The sequence below is a fragment of the Scandinavium sp. genome, from assembly GCF_032012665.1.
GTDB lineage: Bacteria > Pseudomonadota > Gammaproteobacteria > Enterobacterales > Enterobacteriaceae > Scandinavium.
In genome coordinates, this window is sequence record NZ_DALZVG010000003.1 from 66,813 (window position 1) to 91,449 (window position 24,637).

Annotated in this window: 26 protein-coding genes, 2 tRNA genes and 2 pseudogenes; 22 read left to right on the forward strand and 8 right to left on the reverse strand. The window is 52.8% G+C overall.

Translation table 11 applies throughout. The features are described from left to right. Positions 1 to 184 precede the first annotated feature (184 nt). The 7 genes from mlaF (at position 185) to murA (ending at position 4,977) form a co-directional block, all read left to right on the forward strand. A complete protein-coding gene (gene mlaF / locus RTU33_RS03710; protein ID WP_312625390.1) occupies positions 185 to 997 on the forward strand; it encodes a phospholipid ABC transporter ATP-binding protein MlaF in 813 nt (270 codons plus the stop codon). 7 nt (positions 998 to 1,004) lie between these two features. Beyond that, positions 1,005 to 1,787 carry a lipid asymmetry maintenance ABC transporter permease subunit MlaE gene (mlaE, locus tag RTU33_RS03715; protein ID WP_312625392.1) on the forward strand — a complete coding sequence of 261 codons (783 nt, stop codon included), beginning with the start codon at positions 1,005 to 1,007 and terminating at the stop codon, positions 1,785 to 1,787. A gap of 4 nt (positions 1,788 to 1,791) precedes the next feature. After that, positions 1,792 to 2,343: an outer membrane lipid asymmetry maintenance protein MlaD gene (gene mlaD, locus RTU33_RS03720; RefSeq protein ID WP_312625394.1), complete on the forward strand. Its 552-nt coding sequence runs from the start codon at positions 1,792 to 1,794 to the stop codon at positions 2,341 to 2,343. Between the two features lie 18 nt (positions 2,344 to 2,361). Further along, the gene (gene mlaC, locus RTU33_RS03725; protein ID WP_312625396.1) at positions 2,362 to 2,997 is read left to right on the forward strand and encodes a phospholipid-binding protein MlaC; all 636 of its coding nucleotides are present in this window, start codon (positions 2,362 to 2,364) and stop codon (positions 2,995 to 2,997) included. Beyond that, positions 2,997 to 3,287 (forward strand): lipid asymmetry maintenance protein MlaB, encoded by a 291-nt coding sequence (gene mlaB / locus RTU33_RS03730; protein WP_312625397.1) that lies wholly within the window; start codon positions 2,997 to 2,999, stop codon positions 3,285 to 3,287. Before mlaC ends, mlaB begins: the two co-directional genes overlap by 1 nt. A gap of 124 nt (positions 3,288 to 3,411) precedes the next feature. Continuing rightward, complete coding sequence (gene ibaG, locus RTU33_RS03735) at positions 3,412 to 3,666, forward strand: BolA family iron metabolism protein IbaG (RefSeq protein WP_312625398.1); 255 nt, start codon at positions 3,412 to 3,414, stop codon at positions 3,664 to 3,666. Between the two features lie 51 nt (positions 3,667 to 3,717). Beyond that, positions 3,718 to 4,977 (forward strand): UDP-N-acetylglucosamine 1-carboxyvinyltransferase, encoded by a 1,260-nt coding sequence (murA, locus tag RTU33_RS03740; protein ID WP_312625400.1) that lies wholly within the window; start codon positions 3,718 to 3,720, stop codon positions 4,975 to 4,977. Between the two features lie 57 nt (positions 4,978 to 5,034). Here murA and sfsB read toward each other — a convergent pair whose 3' ends face one another. Then, on the reverse strand, positions 5,035 to 5,304 hold the full coding sequence (sfsB, locus tag RTU33_RS03745) for a DNA-binding transcriptional regulator SfsB (RefSeq protein ID WP_312625401.1): 270 nt from the start codon (positions 5,302 to 5,304) through the stop codon (positions 5,035 to 5,037). Between the two features lie 187 nt (positions 5,305 to 5,491). Then, complete coding sequence (ispB, locus tag RTU33_RS03750) at positions 5,492 to 6,463, reverse strand: octaprenyl diphosphate synthase (RefSeq protein ID WP_312625402.1); 972 nt, start codon at positions 6,461 to 6,463, stop codon at positions 5,492 to 5,494. A 257-nt stretch (positions 6,464 to 6,720) separates the two neighbouring features. Between ispB and rplU the strand changes: the two genes are divergently transcribed. From rplU to cgtA, 4 genes are all read left to right on the forward strand, one after another. Further along, on the forward strand, positions 6,721 to 7,032 hold the full coding sequence (rplU, locus tag RTU33_RS03755; protein ID WP_042325074.1) for a 50S ribosomal protein L21: 312 nt from the start codon (positions 6,721 to 6,723) through the stop codon (positions 7,030 to 7,032). A gap of 19 nt (positions 7,033 to 7,051) precedes the next feature. Beyond that, positions 7,052 to 7,309: a 50S ribosomal protein L27 gene (gene rpmA / locus RTU33_RS03760; RefSeq protein WP_007673187.1), complete on the forward strand. Its 258-nt coding sequence runs from the start codon at positions 7,052 to 7,054 to the stop codon at positions 7,307 to 7,309. Positions 7,310 to 7,403: 94 nt separating this feature from the next. Continuing rightward, positions 7,404 to 8,369, forward strand: coding sequence for a DMT family transporter (locus RTU33_RS03765; protein ID WP_312625403.1), 966 nt, complete (start codon positions 7,404 to 7,406; stop codon positions 8,367 to 8,369). A gap of 15 nt (positions 8,370 to 8,384) precedes the next feature. Beyond that, positions 8,385 to 9,557 (forward strand): Obg family GTPase CgtA, encoded by a 1,173-nt coding sequence (gene cgtA, locus RTU33_RS03770; protein ID WP_312625404.1) that lies wholly within the window; start codon positions 8,385 to 8,387, stop codon positions 9,555 to 9,557. Positions 9,558 to 9,599: 42 nt separating this feature from the next. On the opposite strand, the gene dacB is transcribed toward cgtA, so the two are convergent. Further along, positions 9,600 to 11,033 carry a serine-type D-Ala-D-Ala carboxypeptidase gene (gene dacB, locus RTU33_RS03775; RefSeq protein ID WP_312625406.1) on the reverse strand — a complete coding sequence of 478 codons (1,434 nt, stop codon included), beginning with the start codon at positions 11,031 to 11,033 and terminating at the stop codon, positions 9,600 to 9,602. 246 nt (positions 11,034 to 11,279) lie between these two features. On the opposite strand from dacB, the gene greA reads away from it, so the two are divergent. Continuing rightward, a complete protein-coding gene (gene greA, locus RTU33_RS03780) occupies positions 11,280 to 11,756 on the forward strand; it encodes a transcription elongation factor GreA (RefSeq protein WP_312625408.1) in 477 nt (158 codons plus the stop codon). Between the two features lie 140 nt (positions 11,757 to 11,896). Here greA and yhbY read toward each other — a convergent pair whose 3' ends face one another. Beyond that, positions 11,897 to 12,190: a ribosome assembly RNA-binding protein YhbY gene (gene yhbY / locus RTU33_RS03785; RefSeq protein ID WP_312625410.1), complete on the reverse strand. Its 294-nt coding sequence runs from the start codon at positions 12,188 to 12,190 to the stop codon at positions 11,897 to 11,899. Between the two features lie 125 nt (positions 12,191 to 12,315). On the opposite strand from yhbY, the gene rlmE reads away from it, so the two are divergent. From rlmE to RTU33_RS03820, 7 genes are all read left to right on the forward strand, one after another. Beyond that, positions 12,316 to 12,945 carry a 23S rRNA (uridine(2552)-2'-O)-methyltransferase RlmE gene (gene rlmE, locus RTU33_RS03790; protein ID WP_312625412.1) on the forward strand — a complete coding sequence of 210 codons (630 nt, stop codon included), beginning with the start codon at positions 12,316 to 12,318 and terminating at the stop codon, positions 12,943 to 12,945. Positions 12,946 to 13,059: 114 nt separating this feature from the next. Then, positions 13,060 to 14,994 (forward strand): ATP-dependent zinc metalloprotease FtsH, encoded by a 1,935-nt coding sequence (ftsH, locus tag RTU33_RS03795; protein ID WP_312625414.1) that lies wholly within the window; start codon positions 13,060 to 13,062, stop codon positions 14,992 to 14,994. A 100-nt stretch (positions 14,995 to 15,094) separates the two neighbouring features. After that, complete coding sequence (gene folP / locus RTU33_RS03800; protein WP_312625415.1) at positions 15,095 to 15,943, forward strand: dihydropteroate synthase; 849 nt, start codon at positions 15,095 to 15,097, stop codon at positions 15,941 to 15,943. Then, complete coding sequence (glmM, locus tag RTU33_RS03805; RefSeq protein ID WP_312625416.1) at positions 15,936 to 17,273, forward strand: phosphoglucosamine mutase; 1,338 nt, start codon at positions 15,936 to 15,938, stop codon at positions 17,271 to 17,273. The genes folP and glmM overlap by 8 nt, the downstream gene beginning before the upstream one ends. Before the next feature lie 228 nt (positions 17,274 to 17,501). Beyond that, a complete protein-coding gene (gene secG, locus RTU33_RS03810) occupies positions 17,502 to 17,831 on the forward strand; it encodes a preprotein translocase subunit SecG (protein ID WP_312625417.1) in 330 nt (109 codons plus the stop codon). 9 nt (positions 17,832 to 17,840) lie between these two features. Beyond that, positions 17,841 to 17,927 (forward strand) — tRNA-Leu (locus RTU33_RS03815). Between the two features lie 161 nt (positions 17,928 to 18,088). Next, on the forward strand, positions 18,089 to 18,487 hold the full coding sequence (locus RTU33_RS03820; protein ID WP_312625418.1) for a hypothetical protein: 399 nt from the start codon (positions 18,089 to 18,091) through the stop codon (positions 18,485 to 18,487). Between the two features lie 53 nt (positions 18,488 to 18,540). Here RTU33_RS03820 and RTU33_RS03825 read toward each other — a convergent pair whose 3' ends face one another. The 4 genes and pseudogenes from RTU33_RS03825 to argG all read right to left on the reverse strand — a co-directional run bounded on the left by RTU33_RS03825 (position 18,541) and on the right by argG (position 22,054). Further along, the gene (locus RTU33_RS03825; protein WP_312625420.1) at positions 18,541 to 19,092 is read right to left on the reverse strand and encodes a YfaZ family outer membrane protein; all 552 of its coding nucleotides are present in this window, start codon (positions 19,090 to 19,092) and stop codon (positions 18,541 to 18,543) included. 132 nt (positions 19,093 to 19,224) lie between these two features. Continuing rightward, a pseudogene (locus tag RTU33_RS03830) lies at positions 19,225 to 19,713 on the reverse strand (outer membrane beta-barrel protein); the annotation flags it as partial. A gap of 180 nt (positions 19,714 to 19,893) precedes the next feature. Further along, positions 19,894 to 20,523 (reverse strand): annotated as a pseudogene (locus RTU33_RS03835) (helix-turn-helix domain-containing protein). A 184-nt stretch (positions 20,524 to 20,707) separates the two neighbouring features. Further along, on the reverse strand, positions 20,708 to 22,054 hold the full coding sequence (gene argG, locus RTU33_RS03840; protein ID WP_312625422.1) for an argininosuccinate synthase: 1,347 nt from the start codon (positions 22,052 to 22,054) through the stop codon (positions 20,708 to 20,710). 333 nt (positions 22,055 to 22,387) lie between these two features. Between argG and RTU33_RS03845 the strand changes: the two genes are divergently transcribed. The 3 genes from RTU33_RS03845 (at position 22,388) to nusA (ending at position 24,628) form a co-directional block, all read left to right on the forward strand. Next, a tRNA-Met gene (locus tag RTU33_RS03845) sits at positions 22,388 to 22,464 on the forward strand. Between the two features lie 196 nt (positions 22,465 to 22,660). After that, complete coding sequence (rimP, locus tag RTU33_RS03850; RefSeq protein WP_312625424.1) at positions 22,661 to 23,113, forward strand: ribosome maturation factor RimP; 453 nt, start codon at positions 22,661 to 22,663, stop codon at positions 23,111 to 23,113. 27 nt (positions 23,114 to 23,140) lie between these two features. Then, the gene (gene nusA, locus RTU33_RS03855) at positions 23,141 to 24,628 is read left to right on the forward strand and encodes a transcription termination factor NusA (RefSeq protein WP_312625426.1); all 1,488 of its coding nucleotides are present in this window, start codon (positions 23,141 to 23,143) and stop codon (positions 24,626 to 24,628) included. The last annotated feature ends 9 nt before the right edge of the window (positions 24,629 to 24,637 follow it).

Consider the following 24,637-nt stretch of genomic DNA (forward strand, 5'->3'; position numbering starts at 1 on the left):
TCGCCAGCTGCTTTGCGCCACATGCACTGCGCAGACGAATTCTTAATTTTGACTTTATGCGTTGAAAAAGTAAAACAAATGCCTGCTTTCGCTAACCGCGACAGGTAAGATTCTGTAAAAATGATGGGTTAGTAGCGTGATTACACGCCATGCTTAACCTGAAGAGGTTTTTCAAGGGACACCTATGAACGAGACACCGGATAATTTAGTCGATGTGCGCGGGGTCAGCTTTACGCGCGGCGCCCGATGTATTTTCGATAACATCTCGTTGTCGGTACCTCGCGGTAAAATCACAGCCATCATGGGACCGTCAGGGATCGGCAAGACCACGCTGCTGCGATTGATCGGCGGTCAAATTCCGCCTGACAGCGGCGAAATCCTTTTTGACGGAGAAAATGTGCCGGGGATGTCGCGCTCGCGTTTGTACGCGGTGCGTAAGCGCATGAGTATGCTTTTTCAGTCTGGCGCCCTGTTTACCGATATGAACGTTTTTGACAACGTTGCTTATCCGCTGCGTGAACACACCCGTTTGCCTGCGCCGCTGCTGAAAAGTACCGTCATGATGAAGCTGGAAGCGGTAGGTTTGCGCGGGGCTGCTAAACTGATGCCTTCTGAACTCTCCGGCGGCATGGCGCGCCGTGCCGCGCTGGCGCGTGCTATTGCGCTCGAACCGGATCTCATTATGTTCGATGAACCCTTCGTTGGGCAGGATCCGATTACCATGGGCGTGCTGGTCAAGCTGATTTCTGAGCTAAACAGCGCGCTGGGCGTCACCTGTGTTGTGGTGTCGCATGACGTGCCGGAAGTGCTGAGCATCGCCGATTACGCGTATATCGTGGCGGACAGAAAAATTGTCGCCCACGGCAGCGCGCAGTCGCTCCAGGAAAACAGCGATCCGCGCGTGCGTCAGTTCCTTGATGGCATTGCCGACGGCCCGGTGCCTTTCCGCTTCCCGGCGGGCGATTATCATCACGATTTACTCGGAACAGGGAGTTAAGTTGCTCATGCTGTTAAATGCACTGGCCGCGCTCGGGCATCGGGGGATTAAGACGCTCTCGACCTTTGGCCGCGCCGGGTTAATGTTATTCAACGCGATCGTCGGCAAACCGGAGTTCCGCAAGCACGCCCCCTTGTTAGTGCGCCAGCTGTATAACGTTGGCGTACTGTCGATGCTGATTATTCTGGTGTCGGGCGTGTTTATTGGCATGGTGCTGGGCCTGCAAGGCTACCTGGTGCTGACCACCTACAGCGCCGAAACCAGCCTTGGCATGCTGGTGGCGCTCTCGCTGCTGCGTGAACTCGGCCCGGTGGTTGCCGCTTTGTTGTTTGCTGGTCGTGCCGGTTCTGCGTTAACCGCTGAAATCGGGCTAATGCGCGCCACTGAGCAGCTGTCGAGTATGGAAATGATGGCTGTCGATCCGCTGCGCCGCGTTATTGCGCCACGTTTCTGGGCGGGGGTTATCTCGCTGCCGTTGCTGACCATTATTTTTGTTGCCGTCGGCATCTGGGGCGGCTCGCTGGTTGGCGTGAGCTGGAAAGGCATCGATGCAGGTTTCTTCTGGTCCGCAATGCAAAATGCCGTCGACTGGCGGATGGACCTGGTGAACTGCGTGATTAAAAGCGTGGTATTTGCCATTACGGTGACGTGGATTGCGTTGTTCAACGGTTACGATGCTATCCCCACTTCCGCAGGGATCAGCCGCGCAACGACCCGCACCGTGGTGCACTCGTCGCTGGCGGTACTGGGGCTGGATTTTGTGCTGACTGCACTGATGTTTGGGAATTGAGTTCATGCAAACGAAAAAAAGTGAAATCTGGGTAGGCGTGTTTTTGCTGGTGGCATTTCTGGCCGCGCTGTTTGTTTGCCTGAAAGCGGCGGACGTGACTTCGTTTAAAACGACGCCGACGTATCAGGTGTATGCCACCTTCGATAACATTGGCGGCCTGAAAGTAAGGTCTCCGGTGCGCATCGGCGGAGTAGTGATTGGCCGCGTGGCGGACATTTCGCTCGATCCGAAAACCTACCTTCCGCGCGTAACGCTGGATATCGAAGAGCAATATAACCAGATCCCGGACACCAGTTCGCTGGCGATCCGCACCTCCGGCCTGCTGGGTGAGCAATACCTCGCGCTGAACGTCGGTTTTGACGATCCGGAAATGGGCACGGCGATGTTGAAAGAAGGAAGCACGATTCAGGATACGAAATCCGCGATGGTGCTTGAAGACCTGATTGGTCAGTTCCTCTACAACAGCAAAGGTGGCGACAATGAGAATTCTGGCGATGCGCAAAGCCCGTCGCCAGACCATACTGACGCGACGGCGCCTGCTGCAACGACGCACTAATTTCAGGAGAAATGAGCCATGTTTAAACGTTTACTTATGGTTGCCATGCTGGTGATTGCCCCGCTGACCGCCGTCCATGCGGCCGATCAGTCGAACCCTTACAGCCTGATGAATGAAGCCGCACAGAAGACCTTCGATCGTCTTAAAAATGAGCAGCCAAAAATTCGTGCTAATCCGGATTATCTGCGTCAGATTGTTGACCAGGAACTGTTGCCTTATGTGCAGGTAAAATATGCCGGTGCGCTCGTGCTTGGTCGTTACTATCGCGATGCAACGCCTGCTCAGCGTGAAGCCTACTTCGCGGCGTTCCGGGAATACCTGAAACAGGCTTACGGTCAGGCGCTGGCGATGTATCACGGTCAGACCTATCAGATTGCCCCTGAAAAACCGCTCGGTGACGCCACTATTCTGCCGATCCGCGTCACTATCGTCGATCCTAACGGTCGTCCTCCGGTACGTCTGGACTTCCAGTGGCGTAAGAACAGCCAGACCGGGAACTGGCAGGCGTTTGATATGATTGCCGAAGGCGTCAGTATGATTACGACTAAACAGAACGAATGGAGCGATCTGCTGCGCACCAAAGGTATTGACGGTCTGACCGCTCAGCTGCAGTCCATTTCCAAACAGCCGATCACGCTGGAACAGAAAAAATAATGGCCGACGCTCTGCGCTGGACGCGTGATAACGGTCGACTGTTGCTGCAAGGGGAGCTGGATCAGGATTACCTGGTTTCCCTGTGGGACGTGCGGGAAGAGATGACTCAGGGCGTCGATACCATCGATCTCAGTGACATCATCCGCGTGGATACTGCGGGAGTCGCGCTGCTGATGCATCTGGTGGCGCTGATTCGTCAGCAGGGTCGGAGCGTCACTGTCACCGGGAAGAGTGAAAAGATGAACACGCTGGTGCAGCTTTATAATCTTCCGGCCGATCTGATCCCTTAATCGATTCAATGTATTACTCCTAAAAGCCCCAACGTTTTGTGCGTCGGGGCTTTTTGCTTGTTTAAGACCGCCGCACTTTCCTCTAAGATGTTGGGCTGTTTTCTTTATCAGATGAAATTATCCCATGGAAAATCATGAAATTCAGACCGTGCTGATGAACGCACTCTCCCTTAAGGAAGTCCACGTCTCTGGCGATGGCAGTCACTTTCAGGTTATTGCCGTGGGCGAACAGTTCGAAGGGATGAGCCGGGTGAAAAAGCAGCAGTCCGTCTATGCTCCGCTGATGGAATACATTGCTGATAACCGTATTCATGCCCTGTCGATCAAGGCGTATACCCCACAGGAGTGGGAACGCGATCGCAAACTCAACGGTTTTTAAGTAACGGGCCGTCGCCCGTTGCAGAGATAAATTTAAAAGAGATTTCAACGAATGGATAAATTTCGTGTTCAGGGTCCAACGCGTCTCCAGGGCGAGGTGAGCATCTCCGGTGCCAAAAATGCGGCGCTGCCAATTCTTTTCGCCGCGCTGCTGGCCGAAGAGCCCGTCGAAATTCAGAACGTGCCGAAGCTGAAAGATATCGACACGACCATGAAGTTACTGAGTCAACTTGGCACCAAAGTGAGCCGCAATGGATCGGTCTGGATTGATGCCAGCGATGTTAACGTGTTCTGCGCGCCGTATGAGCTTGTGAAAACTATGCGAGCCTCCATTTGGGCGCTCGGTCCGTTGGTGGCGCGTTTTGGCCAGGGCCAGGTTTCCCTGCCTGGCGGCTGTGCTATCGGCGCACGTCCGGTCGACCTGCACATTACCGGCCTTGAGCAGTTGGGCGCAGAGATCAAACTGGAAGAAGGCTACGTAAAAGCATCTGTTGATGGTCGCCTGAAAGGCGCGCACATCGTGATGGACAAAGTCAGCGTGGGCGCCACTGTCACCATCATGAGTGCCGCAACGCTTGCGGAAGGTACCACGATTATCGAGAACGCCGCGCGCGAGCCGGAAATTGTCGATACCGCGAACTTCCTGAACGCGCTGGGTGCGAAAATTACCGGTCAGGGCACCGATCGCATCACCATTGAAGGCGTTGAGCGCCTCGGTGGCGGGGTATACAGCGTTCTGCCAGACCGTATTGAAACCGGAACCTTCCTTGTGGCTGCTGCTATCTCTGGCGGTAAAATCGTTTGCCGTAACGCGCAACCCGATACTCTGGATGCCGTACTGGCGAAGCTGCGTGAAGCCGGTGCTGACATCGAAGTGGGCGAAGACTGGGTAAGCCTTGATATGCACGGAAAGCGTCCGAAAGCGGTGAATGTGCGTACTGCGCCGCATCCGGGTTTCCCTACCGACATGCAGGCTCAGTTCACCCTGCTGAACATGGTGGCTGAAGGGACAGGTGTGGTCACGGAGACGATCTTTGAAAACCGTTTCATGCACTTGCCTGAACTCATCCGTATGGGCGCCCGCGCAGAAATTGAAAGCAATACCGCGATTTGCCATGGCGTAGAGAAACTCTCTGGTGCTCAGGTAATGGCAACCGATTTACGTGCTTCTGCAAGCCTGGTACTGGCTGGTTGTATCGCGGAAGGGACGACGGTGGTGGAACGTATCTATCACATCGATCGTGGCTACGAGCGCATCGAAGACAAACTGCGCGGTCTTGGCGCAAGCATCGAACGTATCAAGGGCGAATAATTTCGCTTTCTGCTCAGGCATCCCCCCGTCCTTGTGACGTGGGGGCTGTTTTCCTGTTCACTTCTTTTTTGGGTATCTTCTCTGCTGAGTTCGGTCGATGAATTCGTGCGTCAGCGGATCATGATACCGCGACGGCCAGATAATCCACGGTTGAGTGCCAAGTGCGGCCGCAATGATCATTTCGCCTTTCGGCCAGGGGCGGGTTAATGCATTTGCGAGTGTAGAAGAACTCAGTCCATTTTTTCGTGATTCAGCCGCCAGCGACGTTCCTTTTTTACGTAATCCGGCAATGATGTCTGCAGGATGCCAGTCGATAAATTTATCCATACTCTCTCCCTGTTGATACACAACCCACATCTGTTTTGTGGTTTATCCACTATACCGTCTAAATCGTTAGGGTTCTAAAAAGTTCAAGTAAGTTGAAGCGATATTCGGATTAAATAAAGATGGCGTCATGCACAGGGAGAATAGGATGTTTTTGCCTGAACTTTCCCGCGCATTGCGCGGGAAGGGATCAGCGATCGCGTTGAACGGCGATGTGGGCGAGGGCAATAAGCGCTTCGCGCCATGGCGTATCGGGGAGAGAATGGAGAGACTGAATCGCTTTATCCGCCTCTTCTTCGGCACGCTGGCGAGTCCACTCCAGCGATCCGCTGGTGGCCATTGCTTCCAGCACGGGTTCAAGTAAATGCCGACCGTTACCTTCTTCGATGGCCTGGCGAATCATCGCAGCCTGTTCTGGCGTGCCGTTGCGCATTGCGTGAAGCAGAGGGAGGGTCGGTTTGCCTTCGTTTAAGTCATCACCGACGTTCTTACCGAGCGTTTCGCCATCTGCGCTGTAATCAAGAAGATCGTCGATAAGCTGAAATGCGGTGCCAAGATAGCGCCCGTAATCCTGCAGGCCTTTCTCTTGCTCTTCAGAACAACCCGCCAGCATGCCGGAACACTGGGCCGCCGCTTCGAACAGTCGCGCAGTCTTGCTGTAAATCACGCGCATGTAGTTTTCTTCAGTGATGTTCGGATCGTTAACGTTCATCAGCTGCAGGACTTCACCTTCAGCAATGACGTTGACCGCCTCTGACATCACTTCCAGAATGCGGAGTGAACCCAGGCTTGTCATCATCTGGAATGCGCGGGTATAGATGAAGTCGCCAACCAGCACGCTTGCTGCATTGCCAAACGCGGCGTTGGCGGTGGCTTTACCACGACGCATATCGGACTCATCCACGACATCGTCGTGCAACAGAGTGGCTGTGTGAATAAATTCGATAAGCGCAGCAATGGTGACGTGAGCATTTCCTTCATAGCCAACTGCACGTGCAGCCAGCACCGCGATCATGGGACGAATGCGCTTCCCGCCTCCGCTGACGATGTAATACCCTAACTGATTGATCAGCTGGACGTCAGAATTGAGTTGCTCAAGGATTGCCGCATTGACACCCGCCATATCTTGCGCGGTTAACTCATTGATTTTTTCTAAATTCATCGCAAAAGCCGGGCTTAATGTCCTGTTTACCGCTTATCCGTAAGGGATAACGAAGAGTCTGGGTTAGAATTGTAGACCTGATTGTACTGAAAAAACGACGCAGATAAACGTTACCTTGTGCGTTGTGTTTTTTTTCTGCATTGATCGATGATGGTACTTGTCAAAGGCTCACCTTTTGCGTAATATTCGCGCCCTATTGTGAATATTTATAGCGCACTCTGAATCACACGAGGACGTGCGCGGAAGCGGAGTTTTATATGTACGCGGTTTTCCAAAGTGGTGGTAAACAACACCGAGTAAGCGAAGGTCAGACCGTTCGCCTGGAAAAGCTGGACATCGCAACTGGCGAATCTATTGAGTTCGCTGAAGTTCTGATGATCGCAAACGGTGAAGAAGTCAAAATCGGCGTTCCTTTCGTTGATGGCGGCGTAATCAAAGCTGAAGTTGTTGCTCATGGTCGTGGCGAGAAAGTTAAAATCGTTAAGTTTCGTCGTCGTAAACACTACCGTAAGCAGCAGGGCCATCGTCAGTGGTTCACTGATGTGAAAATTACTGGCATCAGCGCCTAAGACCTGAGGAGAGATTTAAATGGCACATAAAAAGGCTGGCGGCTCAACTCGTAACGGTCGCGACTCAGAAGCTAAACGTCTGGGTGTTAAACGTTTCGGTGGCGAAACTGTACTGGCAGGTAGCATCATCGTTCGTCAACGTGGTACCAAATTCCACGCTGGCAACAACGTTGGTTGCGGCCGTGACCACACTCTGTTTGCGAAAGCAGACGGTAAAGTGAAATTCGAAGTTAAAGGTCCGAACAACCGTAAGTACATCAGCATCGTTGCTGAGTAAGTTTTTCGGTCCGGTAACGGATGAAAGCCCCGCAACGTGTTGCGGGGCTTTTTACATTAGACGTCCGGAAAATGTCTTACAGGATTAAACGGGCATGAAACAGCAGGCGGGCATTGGGATTGTATTGGCGCTCACCACAGCGATGTGTTGGGGGGCATTGCCCATTGCCATGAAGCAGGTGCTGGAAGTCATGGAGCCGCCCACCGTGGTGTTCTATCGCTTTCTGATGGCAAGTATTGGACTCGGTTCGATTCTCGCGATTAAGGGCAAACTACCACCGCTGCAGCTGTTTCGTAAACCTCGTTGGCTGGTGCTCCTGGCTATTGCTACCGGAGGACTGTTCGGCAATTTTATCCTGTTCAGTTCGTCGCTACAGTATTTAAGTCCTACCGCCTCCCAGGTGATTGGCCAACTTTCGCCCGTCGGGATGATGGTTGCCAGCGTCTTCATTCTTAAAGAGAAGATGCGCGGAACGCAGGTCATTGGCGCGATAATGCTGCTCTGTGGTCTGGTGATGTTCTTTAACACCAGCCTGGTGGAGATCTTTACCCGCCTGACGGATTACACCTGGGGCGTTATTTTTGGCGTTGGAGCGGCAACGGTATGGGTCAGCTACGGCGTAGCGCAAAAGGTGTTATTGCGACGGTTAGCCTCACAGCAGATCCTGTTTTTGCTGTACACTTTATGTACGATAGCATTGCTGCCGCTGGCAAAGCCGGGTGTGATTACCCAGTTGAGCGACTGGCAGCTGGCCTGCCTGATTTTCTGCGGGCTGAATACCCTGGTGGGTTACGGTGCGCTGGCTGAGGCTATGGCGCGCTGGCAGGCGGCGCAGGTGAGCGCGTTGATTACGCTGACTCCCCTGTTTACGCTGCTATTTTCAGATTTATTATCTATGGCCTGGCCCGATTTCTTCGCCAGACCGATGTTGAACCTTTTAGGTTATCTCGGTGCGTTTGTCGTGGTTGCGGGCGCGATGTATTCCGCCATTGGTCATCGTCTATGGGGACGGTGGCGTCAGCGTGAAGCGGTTGTTCCGCTCCCCCGCTCAGGCGAATGATTTACGGAGAGTAAAATGAAGTTTGTTGATGAAGCAACGATCCTGGTTGTGGCAGGGGATGGCGGCAATGGCTGCGTCAGCTTCCGTCGTGAAAAATATATTCCACGTGGCGGCCCGGACGGCGGCGACGGCGGTGACGGCGGTGACGTATGGCTGGAAGCCGATGAGAACCTGAATACCCTCATCGACTATCGCTTTGAAAAATCTTTCCGCGCCGAGCGTGGTCAGAACGGCCAGAGTCGTGACTGTACCGGTAAACGCGGTAAAGATGTCACCGTGAAGGTGCCGGTCGGTACGCGCGTTATCGACCAGGGCACCGGCGAAACAATGGGTGATATGACCAAACATGGTCAGCGCCTGATGGTCGCAAAAGGTGGCTGGCACGGCCTGGGTAACACCCGTTTCAAATCCTCTGTTAACCGTACTCCGCGTCAGAAGACGATGGGCACGCCGGGCGACAAGCGCGATCTGCAGCTAGAACTAATGCTGTTGGCAGACGTCGGGATGCTGGGGATGCCGAATGCCGGTAAATCGACCTTTATTCGTGCCGTCTCTGCGGCGAAGCCAAAAGTGGCTGACTATCCGTTTACCACGCTGGTGCCAAGCCTTGGCGTTGTGCGTATGGACAACGAAAAGAGCTTTGTGGTTGCCGATATCCCAGGCCTGATTGAAGGCGCAGCGGAAGGCGCAGGTCTGGGCATTCGCTTCCTGAAACACCTTGAGCGCTGCCGCGTGCTGCTGCACCTGATCGACATCGATCCAATCGATGGTTCCGATCCGGTTGAGAATGCCCGCATTATCATTGGCGAGCTGGAAAAATACAGCGAAAAACTGGCCGAAAAACCGCGCTGGCTGGTGTTCAACAAAATCGATCTGATGGACAAAGCGGAAGCCGAAGAGAAAGCGAAAGCTATCGCTGAAGCGCTGGGCTGGGAAGAGAAGTTCTACCTGATCTCCGCTGCCAGCCAGCAGGGCGTGAAGGATCTTTGCTGGGACGTGATGACCTTCATCATCGAAAACCCGGTCGCGAAAGCAGAAGAAGAGAAGCAGCCAGAAAAAGTCGAATTCATGTGGGATGACTATCACCGCCAACAGCTTGAAGAAGCCGAAGTGGAAGATGACGAAGACTGGGATGACGACTGGGATGAAGATGACGAAGAAGGCGTCGAGTTCATCTACAAGCACTAAGTTTGCTGCAAAGAAAAGGCTCCCATCGGGAGCCTTTTTGTTTTAGTTGTTCTGGTAAATATCTTTGTACAACCGGCTTTCGAAGCGCACTAACGGAATACGACGGTTGCGTTGAGCGGCTGGTTCTACCGCATAGCCTGAAAGGTATTGCACGAACGCCATGCGCTGGCCGCTGGCCGTCGTAATAAAGCCAGCCAGGTTGTAGACGCCCTGTAATGATCCAGTCTTCGCCGATACTTTCTTGTCTACGCCCGCCTGGTGTAATCCCGCACGGTACTGCAGAGAACCATCAACGCCGGCCAGAGGCAGCATGGAGATGAAGTTCAGCTCGGTGTCATGTTGGGCGATGTACTGCAACACCTGCATCATGGTGGCTGGCGCAATCAGGTTATGACGAGAGAGCCCGGAACCATCAACGATGATCGTGTTGCCTAAATCCACGCCTGCCTGCTGGCGGAGGATCTGCCGGACGGCATCCGATCCTGCGCGCCACGTACCAGGCACACCGAAGCGGGCATGGCCGATGGTACGGAAGACGGTGTCGGCGATCATGTTGTCTGACTTTTTCAGCATGATCCTCAGCAGATCGTGCAGCGGCGCTGATTGTTTACTGGCGAGCACCGTGCCCGGCTCGTTGACCAGCGTCTGACGCAGCAGCGTGCCGCTGTAGGTTATGCCCGCCTGGTTAAGCTCATCTTTCAGGATCGCCCCTGCGTAGCTGGCGCCATCCTGAATGGCAAAGGCCAGTGGCAAGGGTTCAGAGCGTTGCGGTAAACACCCCGTCAGCGTATAGCGGTTGAGATCGCCTGGCACGACGTCCAGCTCACAATACTGCGCCTCGCCAGAACCGCGTTGCAGCGTTCTGACCTGGCTGAACATAGTTACCGGATAGTAGGACGCTACGCGAATAAAGGCCAAATCACCGGGTTTTTGCGCGCTGTAAAGAGAGACGGAGAAGCAGTTACGGTCGACAATGGCGGCGGCGGGAGGGGCGCTGAAGCACTGAGTCAGATCGTTCCACGGCCAGCCGGGCGCTTTGTCGTGGCTGGCGAACACGGAGGTATCGATCAGCACATTGCCGTCAATTTTCTGCACGCCTGATTTTTTCAGGACGGCAACCATATTGCGAATATCCTGACGTTTTAGCGTCGGATCGCCGCCAAATCGCGCCACAAGATCGCCTTTCAATACGCCGCTTTCAATGCTGCCTTTGCTTTCCAGCGTCGTGGTAAATCGGAAATCCGGGCCCAGCTGTAGCAGCGCCGCGAGCGCGGTGATCACTTTTTGCGTACTGGCGGGTAACGCCATTTGCTGGCTGTGATAGTCGATATCCGGCGCTTTTGCGCCGATCTTCTGAACCATGAGTGCCAGATTCGCGCCTGCCGGGAGCTGATTGACATACTCCTCGACGTTCGCGGCCTGCACGCTAAAGGCTAAACTGGTGGTCAATCCGATGATAAATCTGGAAAATCGCATAATCTCGCGCTAACAGCCTGGAAACAAGCCGTCATACTACGGCGCAACGCCCTGTAAAGTAAACGATGACCCATAGTGAACTTCAGGGTAAAATACGCATCAAACAGAAAAATTGCCGCTGGCCTGGAATTTTCGTTCCGGGTCAGTTTTCTTTTTGCTTAACTTCTGGCTTCCGATGAGTCGCAGAAGGACGTGCAGGGCTGCAGCGTACGCTGTGCCTGAAAGAATGATGAAGAGGTATAACTCATGCAAGCAATTCCGATGACCTTACGTGGTGCCGAAAAACTGCGCGAAGAACTGGAGTTCCTGAAATCCGTTCGTCGCCCTGAAATCATTGCAGCGATTGCCGAAGCTCGTGAACATGGTGACCTGAAAGAAAATGCCGAATACCACGCGGCACGTGAGCAGCAGGGCTTCTGTGAAGGGCGTATCAAGGACATTGAAGCGAAACTCTCTAACGCTCAGGTTATCGATATCACCAAAATGCCTAACACCGGGCGCGTGATTTTTGGTGCCACCGTGCAGGTGCTGAACCTGGACAACGACGAAGAGACCAGCTGGCGTATCGTGGGCGATGATGAAGCTGACTTTAAGCAGAATCTCATCTCCGTGAACTCTCCGATTGCACGTGGCCTGATCGGCAAAGAGCAGGATGACGTCGTGACTATCCAGACGCCAGGCGGAGAAGTGGAATACGAAATCGTCAAGGTCGACTACCTGTAAACACTTTTGTTTACAAAATGTAAAGATAAGAAAAAGGCCGCTTAGCGGCCTTTTAACAACGTTAAGAGCGTGGCATTTTGCTCACCTGCCCGCGGAAACCCCTCGTTTTACACATCAAATGTGTTCAATTCAGGTTACTCTTAACGTGGCAGCGAGATTTTGCGCTCTGCTGTTGGGCGATACAGAACCAGCGTTTTACCGATGACCTGTACGTTACAGGCGCCGGTTTCGCGAACGATAGCTTCCACGATAAGGAGTTTAGTCTCGCGATCTTCCGAGGCGATTTTCACCTTGATCAGTTCGTGGTGTTCTAACGCTTGTTCAATCTCGGCCAGTACCCCTTCGGTCAAACCATTGTTGCCAAGCATAACTACCGGCTTGAGCGGATGTGCCAGACCTTTCAGGTGCTGTTTTTGTTTAGTACTCAGATTCATCGTATATTTTTGCTTACGTTGGGATTGAAAACGGTTCATTCTACCGCCATCTCTCAATTATCGCCAAATCGGCCGTTAAAATTTACGCTGCCGGGTACGAGGATCTGCCCCGATGGGAAAGTTAAATGACAGGTAAAAAGCGTTCTGCCAGCTCCAGCCGCTGGCTCCAGGAACACTTTAGCGATAAATATGTTCAGCAGGCACAGAAAAAGGGGTTACGTTCCCGTGCCTGGTTTAAACTTGATGAAATACAGCAAAGTGACAAACTTTTTAAACCGGGAATGACGGTGGTCGATCTCGGTGCTGCCCCCGGCGGATGGTCACAGTATGCCGTGACGCAGATCGGCGGCGGTGGTCGCATCATCGCTTGCGATCTTTTACCGATGGATCCAATCGTTGGTGTGGACTTCCTTCAGGGCGACTTTCGTGATGAATTAGTGCTGAAAGCGTTACTTGAACGTGTAGGTGACAGTAAAGTCCAGGTTGTCATGTCCGATATGGCTCCAAACATGTGCGGAACACCAGCGGTGGATATTCCCCGTGCCATGTATCTGGTAGAGCTGGCGCTTGAGATGTGTCGTGATGTACTGGCACCGGGCGGCAGTTTTTTAGTGAAGGTGTTTCAGGGCGAAGGTTTCGAGGAGTACCTTAAGGAAATTCGCTCCCTGTTTACGAAAGTCAAAGTTCGTAAGCCGGACTCTTCCCGCGCACGTTCGCGAGAAGTGTACATTGTAGCGACCGGGCGAAAACCATAACCTGACGCTTTTAAGCCTTTGCCGTTCCGGCAGCGGTTTGAAATGCGTCGGATGTATAGTAACCTGACGCTGTTATTAACACAGTTGTAATAAGAGGTTAATCCCTTGAGTGACATGGCGAAAAACCTAATACTCTGGCTGGTCATCGCAGTTGTGCTGATGTCAGTCTTCCAGAGCTTTGGGCCCAGCGAGTCAAATGGCCGTAAGGTGGATTACTCTACCTTCCTGCAAGAGGTCAATCAGGACCAGGTTCGCGAAGCGCGTATCAACGGACGTGAGATCAACGTTACCAAGAAAGATAGTAACCGTTACACGACTTATATTCCGGTTAACGATCCTAAACTGCTTGATAACCTGCTGACCAAAAACGTGAAAGTCGTGGGTGAACCGCCTGAAGAACCAAGCCTGCTGGCTTCTATCTTCATCTCCTGGTTCCCAATGCTTCTGCTGATTGGTGTCTGGATCTTCTTCATGCGTCAGATGCAGGGCGGCGGTGGCAAAGGTGCCATGTCGTTCGGTAAAAGCAAAGCGCGGATGCTGACCGAAGATCAGATCAAAACCACTTTTGCTGACGTTGCAGGCTGCGATGAAGCGAAAGAGGAAGTTGGCGAGCTGGTTGAATACCTGCGTGAGCCAAGCCGTTTCCAGAAGCTGGGCGGTAAAATTCCAAAAGGCGTGCTGATGGTCGGCCCTCCGGGGACCGGTAAAACCCTGCTCGCTAAGGCTATCGCTGGCGAAGCGAAAGTGCCTTTCTTCACTATTTCCGGTTCTGACTTCGTTGAAATGTTCGTGGGTGTCGGTGCATCTCGTGTGCGTGACATGTTTGAACAGGCGAAGAAAGCGGCACCTTGCATTATCTTCATCGATGAAATCGACGCCGTAGGCCGCCAGCGTGGCGCAGGCCTGGGCGGTGGTCATGATGAACGTGAGCAGACGCTGAACCAGATGCTGGTTGAAATGGACGGCTTCGAAGGTAACGAAGGTATCATCGTTATCGCGGCAACTAACCGTCCGGACGTGCTTGACCCGGCGCTGCTGCGCCCAGGCCGTTTCGACCGTCAGGTTGTGGTTGGTCTTCCGGATGTTCGTGGCCGTGAGCAGATCCTGAAAGTGCACATGCGTCGCGTACCGCTGGCACCTGATATCGACGCGGCAATCATCGCGCGTGGTACGCCAGGCTTCTCCGGTGCAGATCTCGCGAACCTGGTTAACGAAGCTGCTCTGTTTGCCGCTCGCGGCAACAAGCGTGTGGTTTCCATGGTCGAGTTTGAGAAAGCGAAAGACAAAATCATGATGGGTGCGGAACGCCGCTCCATGGTGATGACGGAAGCGCAGAAAGAATCTACGGCTTACCACGAAGCAGGCCACGCGATTATCGGTCGCCTGGTACCGGAACACGATCCTGTGCATAAAGTGACGATCATTCCTCGCGGTCGTGCGCTGGGTGTGACCTTCTTCCTGCCTGAAGGCGACGCGATTAGCGCCAGCCGTCAGAAGCTGGAGAGCCAAATCTCCACGCTGTACGGTGGCCGTCTGGCTGAAGAGATCATCTACGGTGCAGAACATGTTTCCACCGGTGCGTCTAACGACATTAAAGTGGCGACGAACCTGGCGCGTAACATGGTGACCCAGTGGGGCTTCTCCGACAAACTCGGTCCGCTGCTGTATGCGGAAGAGGAAGGTGAAGTGTTCCTCGGCCGCTCCGTTGCCAAAGCGAAGCATATGTCTGATGAAACGGCACGTATCATCGACCAGGAAGTGAAAGCGCTGATTGAACGCAACTATGCTCGCGCTCGTCAAATCCTTAATGACAACATGGACATCCTGCACTCGATGAAAGATGCGCTCATGAAGTATGAGACCATCGATGCGCCGCAGATTGATGACCTGATGGCTCGCCGAGATGTTCGCCCACCTGCGGGTTGGGAAGATCCAGGCGCGTCCAATAACTCTGACAGCAATGGTACCCCGAAAGCGCCGCGTCCGGTTGATGAACCACGCACGCCAAACCCGGGTAACACCATGTCAGAGCAGTTGGGCGACAAATAAGCTATCCGCTATTGATGACGCTGCTTTAACTGAAAACCCTGGGGCGATGGCTCCGGGGTTTTTTTATTCTCATTTCGCCAGAATTTACCAGGGATCCGTCATGAAACTTTTCGCCCAGGGCACCCATCTCGACCTCGCTTATCCTCATGTGATGGGTATCCTCAACGTTACACCTGATTCCTTTTCGGATGGCGGCACGCACAACACGCTGATTGAAGCGGTTAAGCATGCCAACCTGATGATCAATGCCGGGGCGACTATCATTGATGTCGGCGGCGAATCAACGCGCCCTGGGGCGGCGGAAGTGAGCGTGGAGGAGGAACTTTCTCGCGTGATCCCGGTGGTTGAGGCGATTGCCCAGCGTTTTGAGGTCTGGATTTCAGTCGATACCTCCAAACCTGAGGTGATCCGCGAGTCTGCACGCGTTGGCGCGCATATCATCAACGATATCCGTTCGCTGACGGAGCCTGGGGCGCTGGAAGCCGCTGCCGAAACAGGCCTGCCGGTGTGCCTGATGCATATGCAGGGTGAACCGCGCACGATGCAGGAAGCGCCGAAGTATGACGATGTCTTTACCGATGTGAGCCGCTTCTTTATTGACCAGATTGCACGCTGCGAAGCTGCGGGCATCACAAAAGATAAATTGTTGCTCGACCCGGGATTCGGTTTCGGTAAAAATCTTTCCCACAATTACGCGCTGCTTGCTCGTTTATCTGAGTTTCACCACTTCGGCCTGCCGCTATTAGTGGGAATGTCACGAAAAACGATGATTGGACAATTACTCAACGTCGGTCCGTCTGAACGCCTTAGCGGTAGCCTGGCCTGTGCAGTGATTGCCGCAATGCAGGGGGCGCACATTATCCGCGTTCACGACGTGAAAGAGACAGTTGAAGCGATGCGCGTGGTCGAAGCCACCCTTGCTGCGAAGGAAAACAAACGCTATGAGTAACCGTAAATATTTTGGCACCGACGGCATTCGCGGTCGCGTAGGTGATGCGCCAATTACCCCCGATTTCGTTCTGAAGCTCGGCTTTGCCGCCGGTAAAGTGCTGGCCCGCCACGGTTCACGCAAAGTGATCATCGGCAAAGATACCCGCATTTCCGGCTATATGCTGGAATCTGCCCTTGAGGCGGGGCTGGCTGCGGCTGGTTTATCTGCTTCCTTCACCGGCCCGATGCCAACGCCTGCGGTGGCATACCTCACGCGCACCTTCCGCGCTGAGGCCGGGATCGTGATTTCCGCCTCCCATAACCCGTTCTACGACAACGGCATTAAATTCTTCTCCATCGATGGGACGAAACTGCCCGATGCGGTGGAAGAAGCGATTGAAGCGGAACTGGAAAAAGAGATCACCTGCGTGGACTCTGCAGAACTCGGCAAAGCCAGTCGAATTGTGGATGCCGCAGGCCGCTACATCGAATTCTGCAAAGCCACATTCCCGAATGAGCTCAATCTGAATGAGCTAAAAATTGTCGTCGATTGTGCCAACGGCGCAACTTATCACATCGCACCAAACGTCTTCCGTGAGCTGGGGGCGAAGGTTATCGCTATCGGCTGTGAGCCAGACGGTGTGAACATCAATGAAGAAGTCGGTGCAACCGACGTTCGCGCGCTTCAGGCTCGCGTGTTGGCAGAGAAGGCGCATCTGGGTATCGCCTTTGACGGTGACGGTGACCGCGTGATCATGGTCGATCACGAAGGTAACAAAGTCGATGGCGATCAGATCCTCTACATCATCGCTCGTGAAGGATTGCGTCAGGGCCAGCTGCGCGGCGGCGCCGTCGGCACATTGATGAGCAACATGGGCCTTGAGGTAGCGCTTAAGCAGCTGGGTATTCCGTTTACCCGCGCGAAGGTCGGTGACCGTTACGTGCTGGAAGCCATGCAGGAAAAGGGCTGGCGTATTGGGGCTGAAAACTCCGGTCACGTGATTCTGCTTGATAAAACCACCACCGGTGACGGCATTGTTGCGGCGCTGCAGGTTGTGGCCGCAATGGCGCGTAACCATATGACGTTGCAGGATCTGTGCAGCGGGATGAAGATGTTCCCGCAGGTGCTGGTCAACGTTCGCTATACCGACGGCAGCGAAAACCCGCTGGAAAATGAAACGGTGAAAAAAGTGACCGCTGAAGTGGAAGCGGCCCTGGGAAGTCGTGGTCGCGTGCTGCTGCGTAAATCCGGTACCGAACCGCTGATTCGCGTAATGGTTGAAGGCGAAGATGATGCTCAGGTAAATGCCTTCGCGAATCGTATTGCCGATGCGGTGAAAGCCGTCTGATAGTGACGATAACTGCTTAAAAAGGCGGCTTTTGCCGCCTTTTTGTTGCGCGCGGTTTTGCTTTTTGCTGTTTTTTTCCGCACTTGATACAATGCGTCAAAATTGCCCTTGCGAAGCCCATTCGCTTTGGTTAGTATTCACACCCGCTTCAGTGGGAAACGTTAAAAAGTCCCGCTTTAATGGTTGAAGCAATTGGTATGCGGTAATACCGCAAGGAACAGGTTGATTATGTACGAAGCTCTTCTGGTCGTTTTCCTTCTTGTTGCGATTGCCCTCGTAGGGTTTATCATGCTGCAGCAGGGTAAAGGCGCTGATATGGGAGCCTCCTTCGGAGCAGGCGCATCCGCTACGCTGTTTGGTTCAAGTGGTTCTGGTAACTTCATGACCCGCATGACGGCGATTCTGGCAGCCTTGTTCTTCATCATCAGTCTGGTTCTGGGTAACATCAATACCAACAAAACCAGTAAAGGAAGCGAGTGGGATAATCTGACTGCACCTAAAACGGAGCAGACTCAGCCAGTAGCACCGGCGCAGCCGGGCAGCGATATCCCGCACTAAGGGTTGTATACCGAGGTGGTGGAATTGGTAGACACGCTACCTTGAGGTGGTAGTGCCCTAACGGGCTTGTGGGTTCGAGTCCCATCCTCGGTACCAATATTCCAGAAAAAAGACGTCGAAAGACGTCTTTTTTTGTTTTTGTCCTCCCCTGAGGCCCTCTGTTTTTTAATAAACAAATCTCTCCTGTAGACCTTCTTAATTAATCGATAAAGTCGGCTTCGTCTATTTTTACATCATCATGCAGGAACGAAGACGCCGTGACTCTCTCTAAAATGGTAATGCTTACGGGCATATTTATGCTCACCGCTTGCAGCAATTCATCTCCCTTAAAGACCGTCAATGAAATACAGGAAATGCCAGTACCGGTAGTTCGTGTGCAAAATAGCTCCACGGCAAACTGTCGTGACGTGACGAATTGTTATAAAGAGAATGCTGACCGTCTCAGCAAATTGCGGTTTTCGCTAAAATCGCATTTAGGTGAGGGTGTGAAGCCTTCAGAGGTATTTGACACCCGCAGCGACGCACACCGTATTTTTGTCGCGTTGTCGAAGCTTGAGCAGATTTCGGCCATGAACGAAGGCTATCGTAAAGAGGGGAACCTGGCAGGGCTGAAGGCAATCAATGATATGCTGAAACCGATTAACGTTGCTGCCTGAGGAAGCATTGCACGCAGTAAAGATTGCCGGGAGCCGGCAATCTTTGGCAAGGTTCAGAAGCTGAAGTTGAAGCCTGCATAGGCGCCGTCAGCCAGGGTGTTATCCCGATGACCGTTCTTACCCGGCATATCAATATAGCGATAGCCTGCCTCGATGTTCATGGATTTGATAACCTTCAGCCGCACGCCCGCGTTGGCTTCCACATAGTCTTCAACGCCGCTTGAAAACGAATCAGGCGAATAGTAGTAATCTCCAAAGACGGTAATGAAATCGTCCAGAGGAACCTGAGCGCCTCCACCGACGGCAACGGCATAGCCTTCGTCGCCGTCTTTCGGATTCAGGTACAGTGCCTTTCCACCGACGGTAAACAGTACAGGTCCTAAAGGCAGGTTAAATCCCATTCTCAATCCCGCGACATCACCGTCATCGTCACTGTGCCCCCAGCTGCCGTTAAACGTCAGACCTGGATCGTTGGCACCAAAGCTTGCAGAAAGGTCAGTGAATTTTTCACCCGCTTCGGCATGGAGGTTCACCGCAGCATTTACGTTGGCAGTGGTGCTAAGTGTCGCGAGCAGTAGCGCGGTTTTGAATCTGAATATACGCATGGATTGATCCTTCAAATGTAAAAAAGCCCGATGTGCGCGATCGGGCAAATGAATCAAGTGGTTGCTGTTGCGTATAAAAATTATTGGCCGGAGATTTGCACGAAAACCGACGATCGGGAGAGAGGCAGCTAATCAGCGCATTACCTGTCCGGTTATCGCAGGTGCTGGAGCTGGCGCTGCGTCATCATGCTGACCAAAACGGTAAACAATACCGGCGGTTACAGAGTGAACATCGGAGTTCAGGCCGATCTGGTTAGCATTGCCCACGTTGCTGACCCACTGATATTCCAGACGGCCTGCCCAGTTTTTGGCAAAGGCATATTCGGTACCTGCGGCGACAACCGGACGCACGCCAGTTTCAAAGTTGTTATGACCGGCAACGTCGGTTTCTGCACGGTAGCCCATCGCACCGAAGCGGCTATAGAGATCCCAGCTATCGGTCAGCGCGTAGCTGGTTTTCAGAGACAGCTGCAGGCCCTGGCTCTTCATTTTGGCACCGTTCACGCCGTGGTTGCCGTTGTACTGCATGTTGCCCAGGTAGTCGTAGCCGCCTTCAATCGCCAGCCAGTCATTAATCTGGTAGCCACCGAACACGCCGCCGCCGACGTTATCTTGGTCGACGCTAAAGTCGTCAGAACGTCAGCCGCTAAGATAGCGATGATTGCTATTTTGGGTTATTTCAAAGACGTTTAAATTTAAATAACGGCCGGGTTTTAAGCGGTTTATTGTCCGTGTGTTTGCAGATGTATTGAAATGTAAAATCTTTCTGCGCTTATTTAAGCGCAGAAAGTGTAGGCTACATCAGAATTTTTCAGGAAGGGATTCGATATGCTGCAAATATCCACCGCGGATAAACTGAATATATTTTCCTTTCTTTAGGGCAGACAAAACGTTCAGGATGCTGCTCCGGGAGAGATGCGTTCTGTCCTGAATATAATCAAGAATGGAAACCCGCATTCGCATCTCCTCAGGGAGCAGGATCATTTCCATCAGGTGATTGCGGATAACGGCGTAAGTACGCTGTTGCAATACCAGCGCATCGCGGTAGGCCAGATAGGCGGTGTGGTAAGCCAGAAGCGCGGTGGCCTCTTTCCAAAGGTTGAGTTCGCTGATGATCTTTATGGCTTCTTCGGCATCAATGCGAAGAAGCACGGAATCGGTTTCAACGCGCAGCTGATGCCCCTGCATGGGTTGAAGAGTTTCGGCAACGCCAAAGATGTGTGCTTCATAGACCGTTATCATCAGCAAGCCATCGGATGCGCGAAGAATGGAGATTTCGCCCTTCTTAAATAGTCACATTTGCTGTTTACCTTTGTAGTTCCAGTTCAGCTTTTTTCTGGCAATGGCGTTGATTGGCGTGGCGTAGGGTTCAAGCGCGTCCAGAAGTCGGTTTATGACCTGTTGGGGGCGAACAGGCGGTGAGATGTGCATAGAGATCCTCATGAAAAATGACGATTTCTGCCGTCAGAATTATAGAAGATAGGGTAATGCACGCGTGAATATACTGACAGGTAAATTCGGCTGAAATACCGTTCAGGAGCAAAAATTGTGATGTACTGGCAAGCGTTAATACGGCTAAAAATAATAAAGGCCGGCGAGCCGGCCTTGAGGAAGATTATTTCTTCGTCAGGTTTTCCAGATTTTCAACCTGCGGCAGACCATTGCCGGAAGAGGCTGAGAGGAGGCCCGTTTTAGCGTAGCCAAACAGCTTCTCGCGGGTGTCGGTAATATCCAGATTACGCATGGTCAACTGGCCGATACGATCGTCTGGTGAGAAGACGGATTCACCTTTTTCCATGGTCAGACGTTCCGCTTTGTAAGTCAGATTATCGGATACCGTGTTCAGAATGGAATAGTCATTCCCGCGACGCAGCTCCAGCGTCACTTCACCGGTGATCTGGCTGGCCACCCAACGCTGCAGACCGTCGCGCAGCATTAGCGCCTGGGAATCAAACCAGCGCCCCTGGTAGAGCAAGCGACCAAGCTGACGGCCATGCGCATGGTATTGCTCAATGGTGTCTTCGTTGTGGATACCGGTCAGCAAACGTTCGTAGGCGATGTGCAGCAGTGCCATCCCAGGCGCTTCATAGATGCCACGGCTTTTGGCTTCGATGATACGGTTTTCAATCTGATCGCTCATGCCAAGGCCATGGCGGCCGCCAATACGGTTAGCTTCGAGCATCATTTCTACGTCATCGCTGAAGGTTTTGCCGTTAAGCGCGACCGGGTGGCCTTGTTCAAAGCGTACGGTTACTTCTTCAGCCGGGATTTTCACGCTCTCATCCCAGAACTTCACGCCCATAATCGGGTTCACAATCTTGACGCTGGAGTTCAGGAACTCGAGATCTTTGGCTTCGTGCGTTGCGCCCAGCATGTTGGAGTCGGTGGAGTAAGCCTTTTCGACGGACATTTTGTAGTCGAAGCCGCAGGCAATCATAAACTCAGACATTTCCTGACGCCCGCCGAGCTCATCGATAAAGTCGGTATCGAGCCATGGCTTGTAAATTTTCAGCTCGGCGTTGGTCAGCAGGCCGTAACGATAGAAGCGTTCGATATCGTTGCCTTTATAGGTGCTGCCATCGCCCCAGATGTTGACGCCGTCTTCTTTCATTGCGGCAACGAGCATGGTGCCGGTAACGGCACGGCCCAACGGCGTGGTGTTGAAATAGGTCAGGCCGCCGGTGGTGTTGTGGAATGCGCCACACTGAATGGCGGCAATGCCTTCTGCAACCAGCTGCTTGCGGCAATCAATAAGACGCGCATTTTCAGCGCCATATTCCATTGCACGGCGAGGGATAGCATCGTAGTCCTCTTCATCTGGCTGGCCGAGATTTGCGGTGTACGCATACGGCACGGCGCCTTTTTTTCGCATCCACAGCAGCGCGGCGCTGGTGTCCAGGCCACCGGAGAAAGCGATACCAATACGTTGACCAGATGGAAGATGCTTGAGAATCGTCGTCATAAAGTAAAACCCTGCTTGCCAGACTGTAGTGAGGTAAGTGCCTTAGCGCCTACTGCATGTTTATGCAAAATAAGTGAGTTTTCATTTAATCATTTTTTGTCGGGAACAGGAAGTGATTCATGCGTTTTAGCGAAAATTTTCCCGTTTCAATGCGATAACATTATGCATAACAGCAGGTTTTCTATGCTGCTTCAATTATCAATTTGAATGAGTTGACACGCTCGATGTGTTTTCAATATACTGCAGGCCGATTTTACGTCCCGTCCTCGGTACCAAATCCCAGCAGTATTTGCGTTTTTTGCTCAGAATGAGTAAAATATGCCACGTTTCAGGCGCGGGGTGGAGCAGCCTGGTAGCTCGTCGGGCTCATAACCCGAAGGTCGTCGGTTCAAATCCGGCCCCCGCAACCACTTTCCCTTTGAGTTTTTTCAAATAGTCTCTTCGAAATCGTCGCTGGATTTGAAAAAATTCTCATGGAAAGGTTTCTAAACCGCACTTGCGGTTATAGGGTTCAGTTATCTAAAGCCCCGATTTATCGGGGTTTTTTGTTATCTGACTAAAGAATAACTGGGCTTTACGCCCTTTTTTTATGTCTTGGGGGTGGGCTTGTCCACATTAGAACAGAAATTAACAGAGATGCTTACGGCGCCGGTTGAGGCACTGGGCTTCGAGCTGGTCGGCATCGAATTTATTCGTGGTCGCACATCTACGCTGCGCATCTATATTGATAGTGAAGATGGCATCAATGTTGATGATTGTGCTGATGTGAGCCACCAGGTCAGTGCCGTCATGGATGTCGAAGACCCCATTACCGTCGCTTATAACCTGGAAGTTTCCTCACCAGGGCTCGACCGTCCTATGTTCACCGCTGAACATTACACGCGATTCCTCGGTGAAGAGGTCGCCGTCGTCCTGCGTATGGCGGTTCAGAACCGTCGCAAATGGCAGGGCATTATCAAAGCGGTAGACGGTGAGATGATCACTGTTACTGTCGAAGGCAAAGATGAAGTGTTCGCGCTGAGTAACATCCAGAAGGCGAACCTGGTTCCCCACTTTTAACAGTCTGGATTGAGGTGAAAGGCCCCGATGAACAAAGAAATTTTGGCTGTTGTTGAAGCCGTTTCCAATGAAAAGTCGCTGCCGCGCGAGAAGATTTTCGAAGCGCTGGAAAGTGCGCTGGCAACGGCAACAAAGAAAAAATACGAACAAGAGATTGATGTTCGCGTTGAGATCGATCGCAAAAGCGGTGATTTCGATACCTTCCGCCGTTGGGTTATCGTTGAGGAAGTGACTCAGCCGACGAAAGAGATCACCCTGGAAGCCGCGCGTTTTGAAGATGAAAGCTTCAACGTCGGCGACTATGTTGAAGACCAGATTGAATCTGTGACCTTCGACCGTATCACTACGCAAACCGCGAAACAGGTTATCGTGCAGAAAGTCCGCGAAGCGGAACGTGCAATGGTAGTTGACCAGTTCCGTGAACACGAAGGTGAGATCATCACCGGCGTGGTGAAGAAAGTGAACCGCGATAACATCTCTCTGGACCTGGGCAACAATGCTGAAGCCGTGATCCTGCGTGAAGATATGCTGCCGCGTGAAAACTTCCGTCCGGGTGACCGTATTCGTGGCGTGCTGTACTCTGTACGCCCGGAAGCACGTGGTGCACAGCTGTTCGTGACCCGTTCTAAACCAGAAATGCTGGTTGAACTGTTCCGCATTGAAGTGCCGGAAATCGGTGAAGAAGTTATCGAGATTAAAGCGGCAGCCCGCGATCCGGGTTCACGTGCGAAAATCGCCGTGAAAACCAACGACAAGCGTATCGACCCGGTCGGTGCCTGCGTCGGTATGCGTGGCGCGCGCGTTCAGGCTGTTTCTACTGAGCTTGGCGGCGAGCGTATCGATATCGTGCTGTGGGACGACAACCCGGCGCAGTTCGTGATTAACGCAATGGCTCCGGCTGACGTGGCGTCTATCGTCGTTGACGAAGATAAGCACACCATGGACATCGCGGTTGAAGCGGGCAACCTGGCGCAGGCGATCGGTCGTAATGGCCAGAATGTGCGTCTGGCTTCTCAGCTGAGCGGTTGGGATCTCAACGTCATGACCGTTGACGATCTGCAGGCGAAGCATCAGGCAGAAGCTCACGCGGCGATCGATACCTTCACCAAATATCTCGATATTGATGAAGATTTCGCGACCGTACTGGTCGAAGAAGGCTTCTCAAGCCTGGAAGAACTGGCCTACGTGCCAATGAAAGAACTGCTGGAAATTGACGGCCTGGACGAACCGACCGTTGAAGCACTTCGTGAACGTGCGAAAAACGCACTGACCACGCTGGCGCTGGCACAGGAAGAAAGCCTCGGTGATAACAAACCGGCTGACGATCTGCTGAACCTTGAAGGTCTGGATCGCGCAATGGCATTTAAGCTGGCTGCCCGCGGCGTTTGTACGCTGGAAGATCTCGCCGATCAGGGCATTGATGACCTGGCTGACATTGAAGGGTTAACCGACGAGAAAGCCGGTGAGCTCATCATGGCCGCACGTAATATTTGCTGGTTCGGCGACGAAGCGTAATAAACTGTA